The organism is Pectobacterium wasabiae CFBP 3304 (assembly GCF_001742185.1).
GTDB classification, from domain to species: domain Bacteria; phylum Pseudomonadota; class Gammaproteobacteria; order Enterobacterales; family Enterobacteriaceae; genus Pectobacterium; species Pectobacterium wasabiae.
This window is the reverse complement of the sequence record NZ_CP015750.1, coordinates 4,216,273-4,233,396: the sequence shown is the minus strand read 5'-3', so window position 1 is coordinate 4,233,396 and position 17,124 is coordinate 4,216,273. Positions and strand designations below refer to the sequence as shown.

The 17,124-nt window shown below is 49.2% G+C and carries 13 protein-coding genes and 1 pseudogene; 5 read left to right on the top strand and 9 right to left on the bottom strand.

Annotated features, from left to right (window positions below; all coding sequences use genetic code 11):
• Nucleotides 1-103: 103 nt before the first annotated feature.
• The 3 genes from uspE to ogt all read right to left on the bottom strand — a co-directional run bounded on the left by uspE (nucleotide 104) and on the right by ogt (nucleotide 2,792).
• Entirely contained in the window at nucleotides 104-1,054 is a 951-nt protein-coding gene (gene uspE, locus A7983_RS19355) for a universal stress protein UspE (RefSeq protein ID WP_005968490.1), read from the bottom strand.
• Between the two features lie 188 nt (nucleotides 1,055-1,242).
• Nucleotides 1,243-1,989 (bottom strand): fumarate/nitrate reduction transcriptional regulator Fnr, encoded by a 747-nt coding sequence (fnr, locus tag A7983_RS19350; protein ID WP_005968491.1) that lies wholly within the window; start codon nucleotides 1,987-1,989, stop codon nucleotides 1,243-1,245.
• A gap of 269 nt (nucleotides 1,990-2,258) precedes the next feature.
• The gene (ogt, locus tag A7983_RS19345; protein ID WP_005968493.1) at nucleotides 2,259-2,792 is read right to left on the bottom strand and encodes a methylated-DNA--[protein]-cysteine S-methyltransferase; all 534 of its coding nucleotides are present in this window, start codon (nucleotides 2,790-2,792) and stop codon (nucleotides 2,259-2,261) included.
• Between the two features lie 496 nt (nucleotides 2,793-3,288).
• Here ogt and A7983_RS19340 point away from each other — a divergent pair, with 496 nt between their 5' ends.
• Both A7983_RS19340 and A7983_RS19335 read left to right on the top strand, forming a co-directional pair.
• Nucleotides 3,289-4,584 (top strand): Gfo/Idh/MocA family oxidoreductase, encoded by a 1,296-nt coding sequence (locus tag A7983_RS19340; protein WP_005968496.1) that lies wholly within the window; start codon nucleotides 3,289-3,291, stop codon nucleotides 4,582-4,584.
• A 109-nt stretch (nucleotides 4,585-4,693) separates the two neighbouring features.
• The gene (locus tag A7983_RS19335; RefSeq protein WP_005968497.1) at nucleotides 4,694-6,013 is read left to right on the top strand and encodes an ABC transporter substrate-binding protein; all 1,320 of its coding nucleotides are present in this window, start codon (nucleotides 4,694-4,696) and stop codon (nucleotides 6,011-6,013) included.
• Between the two features lie 66 nt (nucleotides 6,014-6,079).
• On the opposite strand, the gene sodC is transcribed toward A7983_RS19335, so the two are convergent.
• The 6 genes from sodC to A7983_RS19305 all read right to left on the bottom strand — a co-directional run bounded on the left by sodC (nucleotide 6,080) and on the right by A7983_RS19305 (nucleotide 15,346).
• The gene (gene sodC, locus A7983_RS19330; RefSeq protein WP_005968498.1) at nucleotides 6,080-6,604 is read right to left on the bottom strand and encodes a superoxide dismutase family protein; all 525 of its coding nucleotides are present in this window, start codon (nucleotides 6,602-6,604) and stop codon (nucleotides 6,080-6,082) included.
• Between the two features lie 94 nt (nucleotides 6,605-6,698).
• Entirely contained in the window at nucleotides 6,699-7,178 is a 480-nt protein-coding gene (locus A7983_RS19325; protein WP_005968499.1) for a nuclear transport factor 2 family protein, read from the bottom strand.
• 256 nt (nucleotides 7,179-7,434) lie between these two features.
• A complete protein-coding gene (locus A7983_RS19320) occupies nucleotides 7,435-9,882 on the bottom strand; it encodes a putative virulence factor (RefSeq protein ID WP_005968501.1) in 2,448 nt (815 codons plus the stop codon).
• On the bottom strand, nucleotides 9,879-12,866 hold the full coding sequence (locus A7983_RS19315; protein WP_005968502.1) for a virulence factor SrfB: 2,988 nt from the start codon (nucleotides 12,864-12,866) through the stop codon (nucleotides 9,879-9,881). Before A7983_RS19315 ends, A7983_RS19320 begins: the two co-directional genes overlap by 4 nt.
• A 2-nt stretch (nucleotides 12,867-12,868) precedes the next feature.
• Nucleotides 12,869-14,254, bottom strand: a complete 1,386-nt coding sequence (locus A7983_RS19310) for an SrfA family protein (RefSeq protein ID WP_005968504.1) — start codon at nucleotides 14,252-14,254, stop codon at nucleotides 12,869-12,871.
• 402 nt (nucleotides 14,255-14,656) lie between these two features.
• A complete protein-coding gene (locus A7983_RS19305; protein ID WP_005968506.1) occupies nucleotides 14,657-15,346 on the bottom strand; it encodes an expansin EXLX1 family cellulose-binding protein in 690 nt (229 codons plus the stop codon).
• Between the two features lie 329 nt (nucleotides 15,347-15,675).
• Here A7983_RS19305 and A7983_RS24545 point away from each other — a divergent pair.
• The 3 genes and pseudogenes from A7983_RS24545 to A7983_RS19295 form a co-directional block, all read left to right on the top strand.
• Nucleotides 15,676-15,771: pseudogene (locus tag A7983_RS24545) on the top strand (OsmC family peroxiredoxin); the annotation flags it as partial.
• 273 nt (nucleotides 15,772-16,044) lie between these two features.
• Nucleotides 16,045-16,440: a cytochrome b562 gene (locus A7983_RS19300; protein WP_005968508.1), complete on the top strand. Its 396-nt coding sequence runs from the start codon at nucleotides 16,045-16,047 to the stop codon at nucleotides 16,438-16,440.
• Between the two features lie 106 nt (nucleotides 16,441-16,546).
• On the top strand, nucleotides 16,547-17,101 hold the full coding sequence (locus tag A7983_RS19295) for a TetR/AcrR family transcriptional regulator (RefSeq protein WP_005968511.1): 555 nt from the start codon (nucleotides 16,547-16,549) through the stop codon (nucleotides 17,099-17,101).
• Nucleotides 17,102-17,124: the final 23 nt, after the last annotated feature.

Below are 17,124 nucleotides of genomic sequence, written 5' to 3'. Positions count from 1 at the left end.
AATATCGCCCCTTTTTTACATCTCTTATATTTATGATATTGCTAAAAATAATGCCAGCACGAAGGCTGGCATTATTTGATGTTGAAAGTGATGAAATGAGTAATTAGCTGTTGTCGCTATCTTCTAGCGTAATTGGCGAAATGAAATCATCGGGCTTGATTGCCAGCAGGTCGCACTTCAAATGATCAATCACATGTTCGACGGTGTTGCCGATAAAGGCAGCGGAAAGGCCGGTTCTGCCCAACGATCCCAACACCACGACACCTGCCTGCAAATGTTCCGCCAGGTCGGGAATCACTTCTTCTGGCAGCCCTTTTTCTACGTGCGTCACACGCTCATCCAGGCTGAATTTCTGGCGTAGCGATTTCATGGCAATCAGATGCTGCCCTCGAATCGCATCGTTGTAGACACTAGGATCAAAATCAGGCAGTTCAATGGCGATATTGATAGGGGTAACCGGATAAGCGCCAACCAAATGAACCTCGGTTTGGTCAACCTGCTGCGCCAATTCCAACGTTTCTGATACCAGTTTGATATTGAGCGGATCGTGGTAAGGGTCTTCACTGGCCAGATTGACAGCAACCAGTGCACGACCTTCGGTCGGCCATGGCTGATCTTTTACCATCCACACCGGGCAAGGGCATTTTCGCAGTAATTGCCAGTCTGTTGGCGTAAAGATAACGGCTTCCAGCCGATCGTGCTGATGGGCCATTTTCAACAACAGGTCATGTTGCCCGGAAATCACTTCCCGAATGATGGCTTCAAATGGTTTATTGTGCCAAACCACTTTGATCTCTATCGCAACGCCTGCTTCAAGGTAGTGTTTACACTGTTCCTTAATCCACTCGGTTCGTTGCTGAATAACACCTTGACGCATCTCTACTCTTTCATCTGGGGAAAGCAGAGTTGTCATTTCATAAGAGAAATCATAAATCGGCAGAAATGCCTTAATATGGCCGCCAAGTCGCTGAACCAGATAAACCGCCCGACGCAGCGCTGGTTGGTCATCCTGATTTGGGTCAATAGCTACCAGTAAATTCTGATACTTTGCCATAGCTCCTCCAAACAACTGTGACTCCACAGCCTGTAATTTAAGAGTACCGCAATGGAATCGTTTTGAACAATAGAGATAAGCTACAGAATAACAAAATAGGAAATATCACGGATAATGCAGGGAAGCGGAAAAACAATGACGCTGCCACAGCAAAAAAAGTGGCAGCGTCAAATAGTTAGGGGGGAATATTATTTGCGTGAAGATCCGGCTAATTCGGAAAGCGCATCGATATTCTCGATCGTGATGTATTTCCCTTTTACTGCCAGCGTACCACTCTTCTGGAAACGCCCCAGCAGGCGGCTGATGGTTTCAACGGTCAGCCCCAGATAGTTACCAATGTCACCACGCGTCATGGTCAGACGGAATTCACGCGGCGAGAAGCCACGTTGGGCAAAACGGCGGGAGAGGTTGTAAACAAACGCCGCCAGACGCTCTTCAGCATTCTTCTTCGACAGCAGCAAAATCATGTCCTGATCGCCACGAATTTCGCCGCTCATCAGGCGCATCATCTGTTGACGCAGGTTCGGCATTTTCCCTGAGAGATCGTCCAGCGTCTCGAACGGGATTTCACAGACCATTGAAGTTTCCAGCGCCTGAGCGAAGCTTGGGTGTTGCGCGGTACCAATCGCGTCAAAACCGACTAAATCGCCCGCCAGATGAAAGCCAGTAATTTGCTCATCGCCTTGCTCTGTAATGGTGTAGCTCTTTATCGTACCGGAACGGATCGCGTACAGCGATCTCAGCTCATCACCTGCTTTAAACAGCGCTTGCCCCTTCTGGATAGGCTTCTTCCTTTCAATGATGTTGTCGAGCTGATCGAGCTCGTGTTCATTCAGGGTGAAAGGGATGCATAGCTGACTGATACTGCAATCCTGACAGTGGATTGCACAACCGCCAGACTGGATGCGTCGGATAATTCGCTTTTCCGGGATCATAGGCTTTGCTCAGGCAATAATTGATATTGGTCAATTTTAACAGCTTTTATCGGCTGTGATAAGACCGACAATCACAGGAATAGACCAATAAATAGTGAACTAACTATAAATTTTCGATTTTTCTGGAAAATGTTTCGGTATATAAACGCCACGTGACGATAATATTATCATCTATCGCGTTACCGAACGGTTAACACATTGCTTAACCCGAATCGCTTACGATGATAAGCAATTCGGCATGGGTTTTTTACGTGTCGTCCACGTTATAATTATAACGGTAAACTATTTTGGCGAGCCAAATAACCTTCGTGCTTCAGTAGCCACTGCTTACGGTGTACTCCTCCAGCATAGCCGGTCATCGCTCCACCAGCGCCGATAACACGATGACACGGAACCACGATGCTGACAGGGTTTGAGCCGTTTGCCATGCCGACGGCACGTGCTGCGCCAGTGCGTCCCAGTAACGTCGCCAGTTCACCGTATGTGGTAATTTCTCCGCAGGGGATTTTGCGTAATTCCCGCCAAACCTGCTGTTGAAATTCGGTTCCCACGGAAGCAACGGGCAGCGTATCAATAATCGCTAACTCGCCATCAAAATAGCGTTGCAGGCTGTCTGTCAGACCACCTGGATTATGACGTGGCTGCAACGAGAAAGGATCGTTTCGATAACTGCGATTGAGCGAGCGAAATAAATCCTCTTCGTATTCGCGCCACTCGACGGCGCGCAAATGATTATTTTCATCAGCAATAATCAATAACTCCCCAAGCGGGGTTGCCATGGTGTCCTGGAAAAAAATCTGCATAGTGATTCCTTACGCGTTTGTCGCTTTCTTGCATCTCTCATTAGTTGCGCGTCGATTATCCTGCATCCTCAGATGGATTGAAAATAAAATGCGAGATGTGTCACGCAGTGAGGCGAAAAAAGAGAAAGCCATCACGATCGTGACCCGTGTCGCCTCCGTGCATGCTGAGTCTGACAAGAATAGAAGAACGGTACGCCATTTTAGGGTGGATCCCGTTGGCGCATAAGCCGTTAAGAGAAGCGGTGCTCATTCAGTGTGAGGTGTGTGGGATAAATCGCATCTAACATTACCAATAAAATCAAACGGTAATATAGTAAATATTCAATTTGTATTTATGAGAGATGGAACATGCCAATCTTTATCCTACTGCCAGGTAACGCTATCGCATGGCAATAATATGAAGGTGAACAATGTTGGTATGTTCTATTTTTTATGGCAAGGGCGTTTTATGTACGAATAGCTATGTGATCTACGTTATTTGGAGGACATGCGCAGAATGAAAAAGAAATATGCCGTAGTGGGAACGGGTGGCCGAGCGGGTCTTTATCTGGAATCGATCGCCAGAGATTATCAGGATCAGGGTCACTTTGTTGCATTTTGCGATACAAACCAGACGCGGATGGATTACGCCAACCAGATTGTCCATAAATTTGGGCATGAGAATGTGGCGACGTATCATGCCGATCAATTTGAGCAGATGATCGCAGAAACCACGCCAGATATTGTTATTGTGGCATCGATAGATCGGACGCATCATCACTATATTATTCGGGCAATGGAATTAGGGTGTGATGTCATCAGCGAAAAACCGATGACAATCGACGAAGAAAAATGCCAGGCGATTATCGATGCGATTAACCGCACCGGCCGTAAATTACGGGTGACCTTTAATTACCGCTACGCTCCTCATCACAGTAAAGTCCGTGAATTAATTGCCGCAGGCGTCATTGGTGAAGTTTATTCCGTCCATTTTGAGTGGCTGTTGAATACCGAACATGGGGCAGATTACTTCCGTCGTTGGCACCGTGACAAACGCAATAGCGGCGGATTGCTGGTGCACAAGTCCACTCACCATTTCGATCTGGTGAATTTCTGGCTGAATAGCGAACCGGAAACCGTCTATGCACAAGGTGATTTGCGTTTTTATGGCAAAGCGAATGCTGAAGCTCGTGGTGTCACTGAGTTTTATGCACGTTCACATAATAGCGTTGCGGCAGAGAATGACCCGTTTGCACTGCATATGAACAAAAGCGAACAACTGACGGCTTTATATTTAGACGCCGAACATGAAGATGGTTATTACCGCGATAAGAGCGTGTTCGATGACGGTATTAATATTGAAGATGTGCTGGGTGTAATGGTTCGTTATAAGAACAAAGCCATTATGACGTACTCATTAAACGCTTATTTACCGTGGGAAGGGTTGAACGTGGTGTTTAATGGCAGCAAGGGCCGGTTAGAAATGAAACTGGTAGAAAAATCCTATGTAAATGGAGGCGGACAAAAAGAAGATGAAGGTGCGCTAGATGAATGTGAAATAAAGATCTATCCGATGTTTGATGCGCCTTATACCGTACCGGTTGAATTTAAATCAGGCGGGCACGGCGGCGGCGATCAGGTCATGCTAAACGATCTGTTTGGTATACCGGAACCCGATCCATTACATCGTGCAGCAGATTATCGTGATGGGGCGATGTCTATTTTAACGGGTATTGCCGCCAATCGATCGCTACGCACCGAACTGCCAGTGAAAATAAGCGAGCTGGCCGTTAATCTGAAAAGAAGTCATTAATAACAGTACCTGCAATTTCGGCAGCAAACGCTTCCGCATCCGTAGTACCCATCTACCTGTAAAAAGGGGAAGGGTGGAAACCTCCAAATACTATTATAAGGGTTTTATTATGGCGAAAACACGGAACATATTACCTCACCTGCTTTTACTCTGTGCTGCTCTTCCTGTTGGGGCTGCCTTCTCTCACTCTGCTGACGCCGCGGAGATCCGCATCTCCTGGTGGGGAGGAAATCAACGGCACGAAGCCACACTGGCTGCCATTAACGCGTTTCAAAAAGCCAACCCGACGATTACCGTCAAAGCGGAATATGCTGGCTGGGATGGTTATCTTTCCCGGCTGTCAACACAGATGGCTGGGGGACAAGAACCTGATGTTATGCGTATTGACTGGAACTGGTTGCCACAGTTTTCCCGTAATGGCGACGGCTTTTATGATTTGAATAAGCAAAAAGATATTTTAGGGCTGGGGGATTTTCCGCCTAACTATCTGAAAACATCAGACGTAAAAGGGAAGCTGCAAGGTCTCCCGATTTCGATGACGTCTCGCAGCATGATTTACAACAAAACCACCTGGGATAACGCAGGTGTCGCTTACCCGAAAACCTGGGATGAACTGTTTGCCGCAGGCCCGGTATTTAAACAAAAACTGGGTGACAATTTTTACCCACTCGGCGTTGCCCAAGGCGCAAGCGATGTACTGGATATTCTCACGCTCGGCCGCAGCTACATGGCACAGAAATACGGCATTGATCTCATCGATGAGAAGAAGCAAAGCATCGCCTATAGCCGCGATCAGGTAAGGGAACTCTTCGGCTTTTATAAGAAACTGGTTGATTCCCATGTGATACCCGATCAGCGTTATTTCTCCTCGTTCGGGCGTACTAACGTTTATGAAATCCGCCCGTGGATTAACGGCGAATTAGCCGGTATGTATCTGTGGGATTCGGCCATCTATACCTATTCCAGCAATATGCCGAAAGAGACCGTCTTAGAAACCGGGCCATTTATCACGATGCCAGATGCTAAAGATTCCGGGTTGACAAGCAAACCGTCTTCGCTGTTTGCGATCAGTAAAAACAGTAAACATCCGAAAGAGGCGGCGATGTTGATGAGTTTTATGCTGAGTAACCCAGAAGGCGTGAAGGCGGTGGGGCTGCAAAACGGCATGCCTGCTAACCCGAAAGCCCAAAAACTGCTGGAAGATATTGGTGTGATTAACGCAGGTAACCTGTTAGCCAATGCTTATCGGGCAGCCGCTGAGCAACCCGCATCTAAGGTGCCTGTTTCACCGTTTATGGAAAATCAGGAGCTGGTACAACTGTGGACCACGAGTCTGCAAAAACTGGACTACGGCAATGGTGAAGTGAATAAAGTTGCCGATGATTTTCTGAGTAGCGCTAATCGCATATTAAAACGCGCTATCCGATAACTAACGATTGCTAACGTTCGATGCCATATCTTTCGTGATATGGCATCGTTCTTTTCCCTTCTCGTTTTACTTAATCACGCCACATGCCATGCGGGCACCGCCGCCACCCAGTTTTGCTGGCATATCCGCATAGTTATCCCCGCCGACATGAACCATCAATGCGTGATTCTTCACCTCAGACAGTGATTTTATTCGGGGAGCCAGAATTGGATAGGTTGACGTGCCGTCGGCAGTAGCCACCAGTCCGGGTAAATCGCCTAAATGCCCTTGGTCGTTATAAGGCCCAAGGTGTTTACCCGTTTTTTTCGGATCGAGGTGGCCGCCCGCCGCCAGTGCGGGAACCGATTTACCGTCTTGCTCGGCGGGTTCACAACTGGCATTTTCATGCACGTGGAATCCGTGAATACCCGCGTCCAGTCCCTTCAGATTCGGCGTGAAAAGCAGGCCGTATGGTGTTTCCGTAAGGGAGACTTCACCGATACTGCCGCCAGTACCGGTAGGCAGCGCTTCATTCAGCGTCACCGTGGTGCTTGCCGCGAAGGTGGAACAGGAAAAGAACACGCCTGTCAGGATAAGTGCCTTCAGTTTCATTGTCTTTTACCTCTTGGGGTTTGAGTGAAAAGAATCAATCGCTATGCTGTTAGCTTATGGCCTTTCTGCCCTGAGCTGTACTGATGGTACGGGTTCATTTCTGAAGTCTCGACTTCAGATAGTTGATTAACAAGCCGAGCAAGGGAACATGTTGATAAAGCATCGCCCCCATGTCGTAATAATCACGGTGGTAGATAACTTTGTTGTCGGCAAAGAGCAGATGGCTACAGCCTGCGAGCGTCAGCGGCGTATTACGTTTTAAGGACGGATGTGCATAATGCATCGTCCAGAACATCGTCGCACCGCCGCGAAACGTATGAATATCGGTGATATCGCACCGACAATAGCTCAGATGTTCGAGTGAATGAAAAAAGTAACGATGTAAAGCACTCAGCCCATGATGGCTAGAAACGGGATCGATAAAATGAATATCCTGATGATAGATATCACCGAGTTCCGTTAATCCCTCGGTTGCCAGTTCGCGATAGAATGCCTTTATTTTCAGCAGAATGGGCTCATACTCGTTATTTTCTAGCGAGATACCGTCTTCCTCGCGTGCTTTTTCTATCGTCATAACCACTCCTGTTAATGTTACCCACGTCCATGCAATGGAAATGGCTAACAGATAGAGGAACGTCAACGCTTATTAATTGAAAGTCATCAACTTAGGTATAGATTGAATCCACCGTTCGTCAAATACGATTTTAGGAATGATAGGGGAGCGATAAACACATTAGGAGGGAGAATGTGGCAGGAAAAAGGAAACATGACATGAATGATAGTGACAACGTCACGCCATATTTCCTATATCAATAGCGGTGGGTTGGAAATTATTTCTCTGCGGGTCTAATCAACGCCAGAATAGTGCCCAATTGCTCGCGCTGTTCAGCACTGACTTCGCGTGCAGCGGAATAGCCAGCATTCTGAATAATCATCTCGTTCAGGCCAACCAACCAGTCATAAATATAAAACGCCGTATTGTTGGTGGGCGTGAGCGACAGCTTGGTTAGGCGCTGCGAAGCACCAAAACTGACCGCTTGTTTTTCCGGCTTGGCGAAAATTTTATGGCCGCGATTAATGCGGCTGGCAGGGCGCAAGGATTCATCAAGCTGCTGGAAGCCGAGCCAAGCAACAAAATCCCCGAGAATAGTTAGCACGCGCGAAACCTGACGGTCAGCTTTATTCTCGCGGTTGATGCCCAACGACTCACCGTCGACCAGCATATCGACCAATGCCTCTTCAATTCGCAAACGGATACTGCCGGTAATCAATTCTTCAACCAGCATTTCGATCGTTGATTTCGGCACGTTCAGCAGATCGAGGAGCGGGGCATTTTCCGGCAGACCGCGCAGGTAGTTAATCCAGTAGCGATAAACGCCGTGCGCATAGTCCGCTTCATAGCCATGATCGACGGCAAGAACGGGCGGTGCAGGCTGATCGAAAGCGATCGGCTCATCGGCAAAGAGATCGATTTCGATCCCGACACCAAACGGATCGCTATTGGCTAGAGGGGCGGAGGGATCTTCAGCATCGGTGAGGAAATTGCCATAGCCTGTGCCTCGCTGTTGCAGATACAGACGGCGCAGTTCATCACGCGAAGGTAGAAGACGTTCCAGCAACTCGCCGTGCACGCCGGTTCGGGTCTGGAGCGATTTAAGCAACGTTTCTGCGACGCGCTGTTTTTCCGCAGGATCGTCAACATCGACGGGCAAATACCAGTTACCCAGCAGGTTATCGCTGAGCTCACGTTGGAGTTCGTTAAGCTGTTCACCGATGCGCCCGAGTTTAACCTCTCGGTGGACTTCAGCCCCCAACCACGTTGCCATACGCGCCACGCCACGCTTATCCATCGCCAGCATTGTTCCCCAGGCATCGCCTGGGTTGCCCACATAACGCTGTACCGCAGCATCATAGTTTTGCCCGTGCGTAATACGTCGATCGTGGCGGGTAACTGCCCAAATCAACCCCGGTTTACGGTGGCTACGAACCTGCGCGTTTTCGCCCTGAGTTTGTTTAACCCAGTGATCTAAGGCCTTACCGACTACTTTAACATCACCACGATCGCCAGCGGCGCTACATACCATCAGTACGTTCATTTCCTGATTATCGGTATAGCGCTCTAGCAGATAGGCGCGTTTTGCACGCAATAGCGTGTGCGCCAGTGGATACGGTATATTTTGGCGTTTTGCTGGTGGCACGATCTCACCAAAGCCGGGGAAATCCAACACATCGACCTGCTCGAACAATGCTTCTTTGGGAGGCAAATGCAGCGGGATCAGCAACTCCGCCGTCAGCATCGTTAACTCAGCCAGCGAGAGCTCCGTTGTTTTCCCGGCACGACCATTCTGGAGCGGGCGCACCAGCACGCCGGGATCGTCGGCGCTGTGCAACCGTTCCAGCGCCGAGCCGTCGATCAAGCTGTCCTCTGGGTTAAAATCATCATCCACCAACGTGCGTAACGGTACTAACAGCTTACTCGTACCGGACAGGTGTTGCAGCGTGTGGCTGAAATGGCGATACGCTGCGGTCAGCGCATTCAATTCGCCCCACAATACCGAGAAAAGTTGGGCGCGGTCATCGACGGCGAGATAGGGGGCTAATTCAATTGCAACAGGCCAGAAGTGTGCCTCTAGCTGTTTCTGTCGTTTGACATCATGACGCGCGAGATAGTCCCAGAGTTCGACCACATCATCGCGGCTCATCCCTTCAACGAGTTCTGGCTGACGGTGCATCAACAGCGTTTTAATGTGCTCAGCGATATGGCGTTCATCCAGTTCTTCAAACGTTGTCTCTTGGTTGAGATCGTTCAAAAACGCGTTGGCCATGATCTTGCCGATATCCAGCTCGTTGAGAAGTTGCAACTGCACGGGAAACGATTTGTTCTTCACGCCAGACTGTCGGCTAAAGCGCGTGACAAGCGCCGCAGCCCGGTCAGACGGATTAATATGATCGATATAATCCAGCGGTTGCCCTTCAAATGAGGTTTCTAGTTTGCCGTTTTCTCCCCCGGCCAGCGCCGCGATAAGATAGTTTTTCCCCGCCTGAGACAGGCCAAAAAAGCCGATGGCAATCTCTTTCTGCGCCACATCGGACAGGTGCTGCGCTTTATTATGATTACGGCGCAATTTGACGATCAGGCGGTCTGCCTCAATATCCAGACGAGGGGCGTTCTGACGCGTAGTTTCAACCCAGTCAATGGCCTGTTCAACACCTTGCGTGACGGCCTGTAGCTGGCCGTGAAGCCGAGTGGAAAGCTGTTTAGGCGTTAATCGTTTCATTTTTTAAATACACTCCCACTATCGATCCAATAATGGGTCGCTCCTGAACCGTTAGCGGATAATGTGTTCAATTTGAGTCGTAAATGATGGGGCGGCACGCGAGTGCCATCTTCCAGTACCGCATCGGCAATCTCAAAGCGCTCAGGGCTGTCCTGATCGTCGCTTTTTGTCACGGCCAACCGGACGTGCAGCTTACTGTCACCGACGACTTTGCGGGCTAAATCCTGATCGACAATTGATAGCATATAGAGCGAGGAGGCGGGCCAGCGTTCGTTGTCTAACTGACGGAAACCGAGGCAGAGTGAACCGCGCACCTGGAAGCTATGTTTTGGGTCAAGCACGAAATCTGGGGCATCCAGATCGATATCGCTGTAATACACGTTATCCAGCGTCAGTGCGTTATTGCTGTCCATCATGCCGAGGTAGCGCACCGTAGAGTAGGGTTGAAAATCACCGACCTTAAAGTAAAAACCCGGTAGACGCAGATCGAGTGCCAGCAGGCACAGCATTGCGCCGACGGCAGCGGTGGATTTCGGGTTATCGATACGTCCGCGTTTGTTAAACGGATACCAGTCATTGGTGTGATACCCATCCAGCGACAGCATTCGGTTAATCGGCAGCGGTTGCAGGTGGCGGAACAGCGCCTGAATCCCCGGGAAGCGCGAAGGGCGGCCAGTGAGCAGCAGCACATCGCACGAATACAGCGATACTACTTCAGACATCAGACGCAGATTCTGTGTGATGTTCATTTTGTTAGACAGAAATTCGCCGTGCAGCTTGCTCAATTTGAGGATAAGCGGCACCTGCAAAATATCGAATACGCTATCGCTAACCGGCAGTTCGCGCTGCACTTCCGTATTGATGTATTCCAGCACTTTGTCCGTCGGTGCCTGTTCCAACAATTCGCCGAAGGTCGATTCGATCTCGGCGCTGGTGTCCAGTGGATCAAAGCGCTCATAGGCTTCCAAAATTGCACGACCGATCGGGATAAAGACCTGCAACGTCACCTGTTGGCGTAGCGTAAGCTGCGCGTCCATACGGCCTTCATTGCCGAACAGTTTCGCCATCAGCGCATCCGGGCTGGCCAGCCCTGCGGTTTTCAGCGCAGCCTGTAGTGCAGGCAGGATATAAAGCTGAATCACATCCAGCAGGATATCGTCACCCGCAACCTTAAAGCCTTCGCGGAACAGCAGGCGTGGAATGATTTTGACGTTGTTGCCCACACCGTCATCGAGCAGATATTGCGTAATGGCGAGGTCGGTGGTGCCGCCGCCGATATCGATTGAGGCAATGCGCAGCGTTTTTCCTACGGGTTCACCTTCGTCGAGTTCTTTATCTGGTCGCGCCATGCTGGCGAAGAAATCTTCTGCTCGACCGCCAAAATTCACCTGCGCTTCGTTATACAGATAAACCATCTGCCCGCACGTCGCTTCATCCCATTCGATTTGCACCTCAGGCACCGGAACCCGGCTCTGTTGCTTGTCGGCCAGTGTGGTGAAATCGTCATCCATTGGGTGCCAGTCCATCGCTTTCCAGACCAGCGCAATGGCTTCATGCATCCGGCGGCGGAAAATTTCACGTTCAGGCTTTGGCATCGCGGAAGGCAGCGTCAAAATGATATTGCGCAGTTGGCGTGGCGCGCTGCTGTGGATCATCTTCAACCGCTGAGCGGCACTGTTCATCTGCATGAGTGCCTGTGCCAGCAGTTCGGAGAGCATGAAGGTCATGATCGAACTGCGGCTATAGTGCGGTGAAAATACCGGTAAACGCTCATCCAGCGGCTGGTTGTAGAGGGGTTGACCTTCATCATTCAGCATGATGGTCAACGGCATAGCGGTGGCTAACGGTTCGGTTTGCGAATGGGCGTCCGTCTGGCTGAAGCGCCAGCCTGGTGCATAGCTTTCTTCATCCCACAGGTAACGACGCGGGCTGGAAATACCGCTCGATCCTTCCGTTCCCTGACGCAGCAGTGCCATATGGCTAGCCTCACGCCCGACGCGGGTGATCGACGGCCAGATGAAAGCGTCATCGCGGCCACTTTCTACGGAGAAATTTTCTTTGCCGAACTTTGCTTGAGAAAATTCAACACGACTCTCAAACAGTTCGTTATACAGATAATGTGGCTCACTCAGATCGCGCAGTTGCAGTTCATAGGTTTGCTTCAGGCCGTTGCTTTCGTCTGCATGATCTTCAACCAAAATGCCGCAGGTGTGTGAATTTCCGACATCCAAAATTAGGTCGACGTTGACCACCGGCTCCTGCAATGTGCTGGTATTGATGCGAATTTCTGGTATTTCTAGCTGGTTACCCAGCATATCTAACACATTTAAATAATGCGCCTGATATTCGAATCCCCTTAACGCCACTTTCACATCATGGCTATCACGGTTTTCCTGCGCTTTCGCCTGTTGAGTAAAGACTTCACGCAGCCAGCCGTCGACCCAGGTTTCATCGAGGAATTCACCCAGCTCGTCGCTGTGATAAGCCAGCGCGAAATTTCCACCCGTTTTGATGTCATTGGCATTCGGTGCCAGCGACTCGTATTCATGACCTTCCGGATAGGTTTTGGTATCGAATGCCAGACAAATGCGGTGCGTATTGCCGTCCTGATCGGGCGTATCCAACGCCAGGATCTGCATGCGAGCCCAGTTGTCCGGGCCACCCATAAAAGTGCGCGGCGGATTGAAGCGGAAGAAGGGCAATGGCAGCCAGATTTTCTCCAGCAGCTTCAGCGATTGCTCAAGCGAAATGCTCAACTCAGGCTTCACCACTTCCGGCTGCATCCCCGTTACGGAAGGCAACAGGTATTTGTCCGTGTGTTCATCGTAAAGCAGGTGCAGTAAAGGGCCATTGGCACTCTTACGCACATAGCTATTAGCGCGTTCAGCCAAAAACTGCGGCTTTAATGCAAAATCCAAAAACTGAATTCCGCTGTCCTGGATCAACGTAATGCGTTGTTTATAATCGGTAATCGTCGCCAGCATGATTATTTACTCTCGCGCTTTATCGTCATCGGGAAAACGGTGTCTGCGTCATAACGACCAATACATTCCGCTGCGGTGCCAGACGCACCTTGTTTACAGACCAGTTCCGGCATTTGGAAACGAGAATTATCGGAACAGCGGGCACCAGAACGACTGTTGATGATCAGGTTGCCAGAGCCCATTAATCCTGCCTCGATATTGGCGCGACACGTGACACCGTCACCATGAGTAATTCGCGCAGTCCCTTTGCCATTTTGAATTTGGTAGCGCAGGCTAGGTGGCCTTCCGGTAATTGGGGCTTTTCCATCAACAATGACGCGCCAGTTACCGTTCAGGAATTTGATAGAACCGATTTTCACCGCATCTGCCGGCATTACTAAGTCATCCCGGCCCGCAGGAAGTGCTGGTACTTGCTCAATAACAGGTTCAACCGGTGGCGCAACAGGTTCTTTGGGTTCGACAACCGCAGGGGCTTCTGGCTTGACTTCTTCTACGATAGGCGGTGCTGAAACAGGAGGCTCAACGGCTTTTACGATCTCTTTTTCTGCTACCGGTGGAGCAGGTGGCGGTGTGGGTTCAGCCGGGGTGGAAGAAGGTAAGACACGTTTTTCCTGCTTGACCGTTGCAGCCTGTTCGGATGTCGGTTTATCGTCTTGTCCTGACACGCAGCCACGTATTTGCAATGCCAGAATAGCTAACAGTGCAGCAGCAGGTAACAACCACCACAGGCGGAAGAATGGCGGACGAGCAGGCAATGCTGTCGCGGCGGTAGGTTCTGGCGTTGGCTCGACGGAGTCGGGCTGAGCAATAGGCTGTCGTTCTGGCTCGGGTACCGGTTCGACCACTGGAAGCGTTGGGACGCTTGCAACGGGAGTTGGTGCGACCACAAGCGGTTCGATTTCCTTGATGACCGGTCGCAGACAGTCCAGCGCATCAAGACGGGATTTCTTATCGAGATTGACGAAGCCCCAGAACGTTAAGACGGGTTTGCCATCAACCAGATAGACGTGGTTTGCTCCGGGGAACTGTAGCGCTTTTGCCAGCAGAACACCGAAAAGCTTCTGCCCGGCTTTTTCTGCATGTTGCGCACGCTGACTGATGTCAGCAACCGCAGTTTGATAGGTTTCCAGTAACGACAGCGCCTTTTCTCGTTCTTCTTCACTGGCAGCAATCCAGGAGGTGACTTTACCGTCAATTGACGCATACCAGTCAATGCGGTCGCCATGCTCGTTGGGTTGGGGGATCGCCAGACAATCGGCAATCTGCTGTTGTTTTCTGAGACGTAACGTTTCCCGCAATTGAAGTGCCGATGCATAAACTGGCTGCCCGTTTTCACCCAGCGCCAGAAAATCATCCAAACTTCCACTACGTAAAAATAATTTTGCCACGCAAAAGAGACCTTTTGTAATGATGCCTAAAGCAGAAAATAGAATGTAACCTGCGACAGGGTATACTGTAGTGCGAATGATGGCGAATCAAACGCTTAAAGAAGTGATAAAACTAACAAATATTTGAGCAATAGAAAAAGTGGGAAGCAAGACGTGTCCCCACGAACAACGGACAACACCCGGATAATACGATGAAAAAGCTGGGAAAAATGGTGTAGTGCCATTCGTTTAAGTCCGTCATTAGGGGAAACACAGAGGGAGGTTCCCGCAGGGACGCCTCACCCCCGTGTATCTCGATGCTTAAACGATCTGCATTAGGTAAAAATGACGGTTTTTTTTGTTAAACGTTATCGGACAGAAACGAGGGGCTGCACGGTGTCAGCGCCCTCAAGTTGTCGGCGTCTATAGTTGGACGTTGCCCGTGATCAGGTACGCAGATGAGGTGCTTTGTGACATCGGCGGCAGCGTATCACTGAGGACGTTGCCTTTTACATCGGTAAATTCGATAGGAATATCATTCATTCCGACGTGTTCCACAATGAAGTGGTTGTAATCGGTTTTTTGTGCGGCAATCCATTGGTTATCGCGCATATATTTCATTTCAATCACTGGATATTTTACGTTTCTGAATTGCACCGCAGCCCAATAAGGGTTTGAACCTTCCTTTATACGATAAATAACGTTGCCATTTACCGGTGCTTCGATCAGCGTCCAGTCGATATTAATTTTCCCATCCCGCAGGTCACCTATTTTTTCGAAAGCGTTAAACGATAAATCTAATGCACAATCGCCACCTTCTGGGTAAAGATCGGTGACATAAACGACCGTACTGCCTTTTGGACCATTCACTTTCAGGTAAGCCCCTGCTAGTGATGCTTTAACACCGCGATAATCCAACTGGCTCCGGTTTAATGCGGTGATCTCCATGTTCTGTGGAATAGGGTCTAGCAGGAGGGCCCCCCCTTGATATCCAGAGCCAGTTGCGGTTGCGTAGCCATAACAGATATCGTCCAATTCCCACTGGGCGTGAGCGGTATTCATTAGGGGGATAAAGCATAATGCAGACAGCGTTAACGAGGTTATTTTATTCATGTTTCACATCCAATATGATTCAAGATTAATAACATAGGTGAGTTGTAAAAATAACAACGCCAAAACGGAAATCCATTTTTTGAAAACCCATTATTCTGGCGCACCAATAATCGGTGTTTTGTATAAATAGGTAAATCGGTTTTATCTTAAAAAAATAGAGCAGTGAATATATCTCGGGTTTATTTATGTATGCTGAAATAATTATGTGAATAGAATAATTGATTTGGGTTTATGCCAAATATATTCTACGGTTTAAAGGGCATGACGATTACATGCTTACGCTCCAACATCGCGCTTCACAGCATGGTGAAACTAGCGAAGATTGATGAGCCTCGTTCGATAAGACTATCCAAAAAGCGAAAGCAGGTTGCCCCATGTTAACAGTGCTTAAGGCCGAGATTACGCTGGACGATCAGTTGAACTAACGAGTGGGCGTGACGACATATGAGGTCGATAAAAGGGCTTACCAGATGATACTGGTGAGCTTTTTTACATTTATCCAATCAAAAAAGGCGAAATGATTAAAAATAATTTAACATTTTTACGATAATAACCATAAAATCAGAATTGCCATTACTGCTTATCTGGTCGTGGCGTAGGACGCAATATAAATAACAAGAGAAATATTGGGCTGGCCAGCTTGTGGTGGTCAGATTCTCTGAGTATGTCGTGCTGTAGAACACAAGCGAGAGTTCAAGATGAATAGAATGACCAAGATCTGTTTTTCTGTGCTGTTGGCCGGTAGTTTGCTGACACCTGTTTTAGCAAATGCGACCGTGTCGGAAGACATGCGCGGTATGCAAAAAAGTTATACTGCCGCCACTAAAGCGGATGATGCCGCAGCGTTGAAAACCGCACTGAGCACATTCCGTGAGCATGTTGTGAACGCCAAAACGCAAGTGCCGCCTGATTTCGCCAAGCAGCCGGCTGATGGCCCAGACAGAAAAGCCTATGTGGAAGGTCTGGATAAGATTTTGCAAAAAGTCGATAGCGCTCAGGCTCTGGCGGATGCCGGTAAGCTGAGCGAAGCCAAAGCGGCATTAGCAGAAATCAACACCTTGAAAGGTGAATATCACAGTAAATTGAGAGGCTAAGCCGCTTTTCGTTTACCATAAGCCGCCAGTGAGGTTTGAACTCACTGGCGGCTTTTTTCGTTATAAAGGTTATGATCGTCAGGATTGCTAGTTAAGGGGGAACAGAATGACGTCACCATCACAGGATGTAACGCATGATGGCAAAGATACACCGCACAGAATTCTTGAGGCTGCACTGGAGGTCATTCTGGATCATGGCGTTCGAGGGGCAACCTACCGAAAAATAGCGCAGCAGGCTGGGTTGTCGCCAGGGACGCTGACCTATCGCTATAGCAATATTGAATTACTGCTGAACAGCGCGTTCGTTTATATGGTTGATGGTATATCACACGCATTCCGCGTCCGCCTCACGCAGGCAAAAGACATCGAGAGCGCGCGCGAAGCGGTGGTTGATCTGATTTGTGGAGATATCTGGGCGACACCGCGTCATCTAACATTAAGCTTTGAACTGTATGCGTTGGCATCGCGGAAAGAAGAGTATCGGCTGATATTGCAGGAGTGGATGACGCGCAGCAGAAAATCACTCCACCTCCATTTCAATATTGCGACCGCGTGCTCATTAGATGCAATGATTGAAGGGTACACGATCCATAATTATCTCAACAATGAAGCTGTTAGCCGCGAAGACATTCTCAATACGGTGATAAAACTAACATCCTGATACCGTCTGGCGCGATCTTGCCA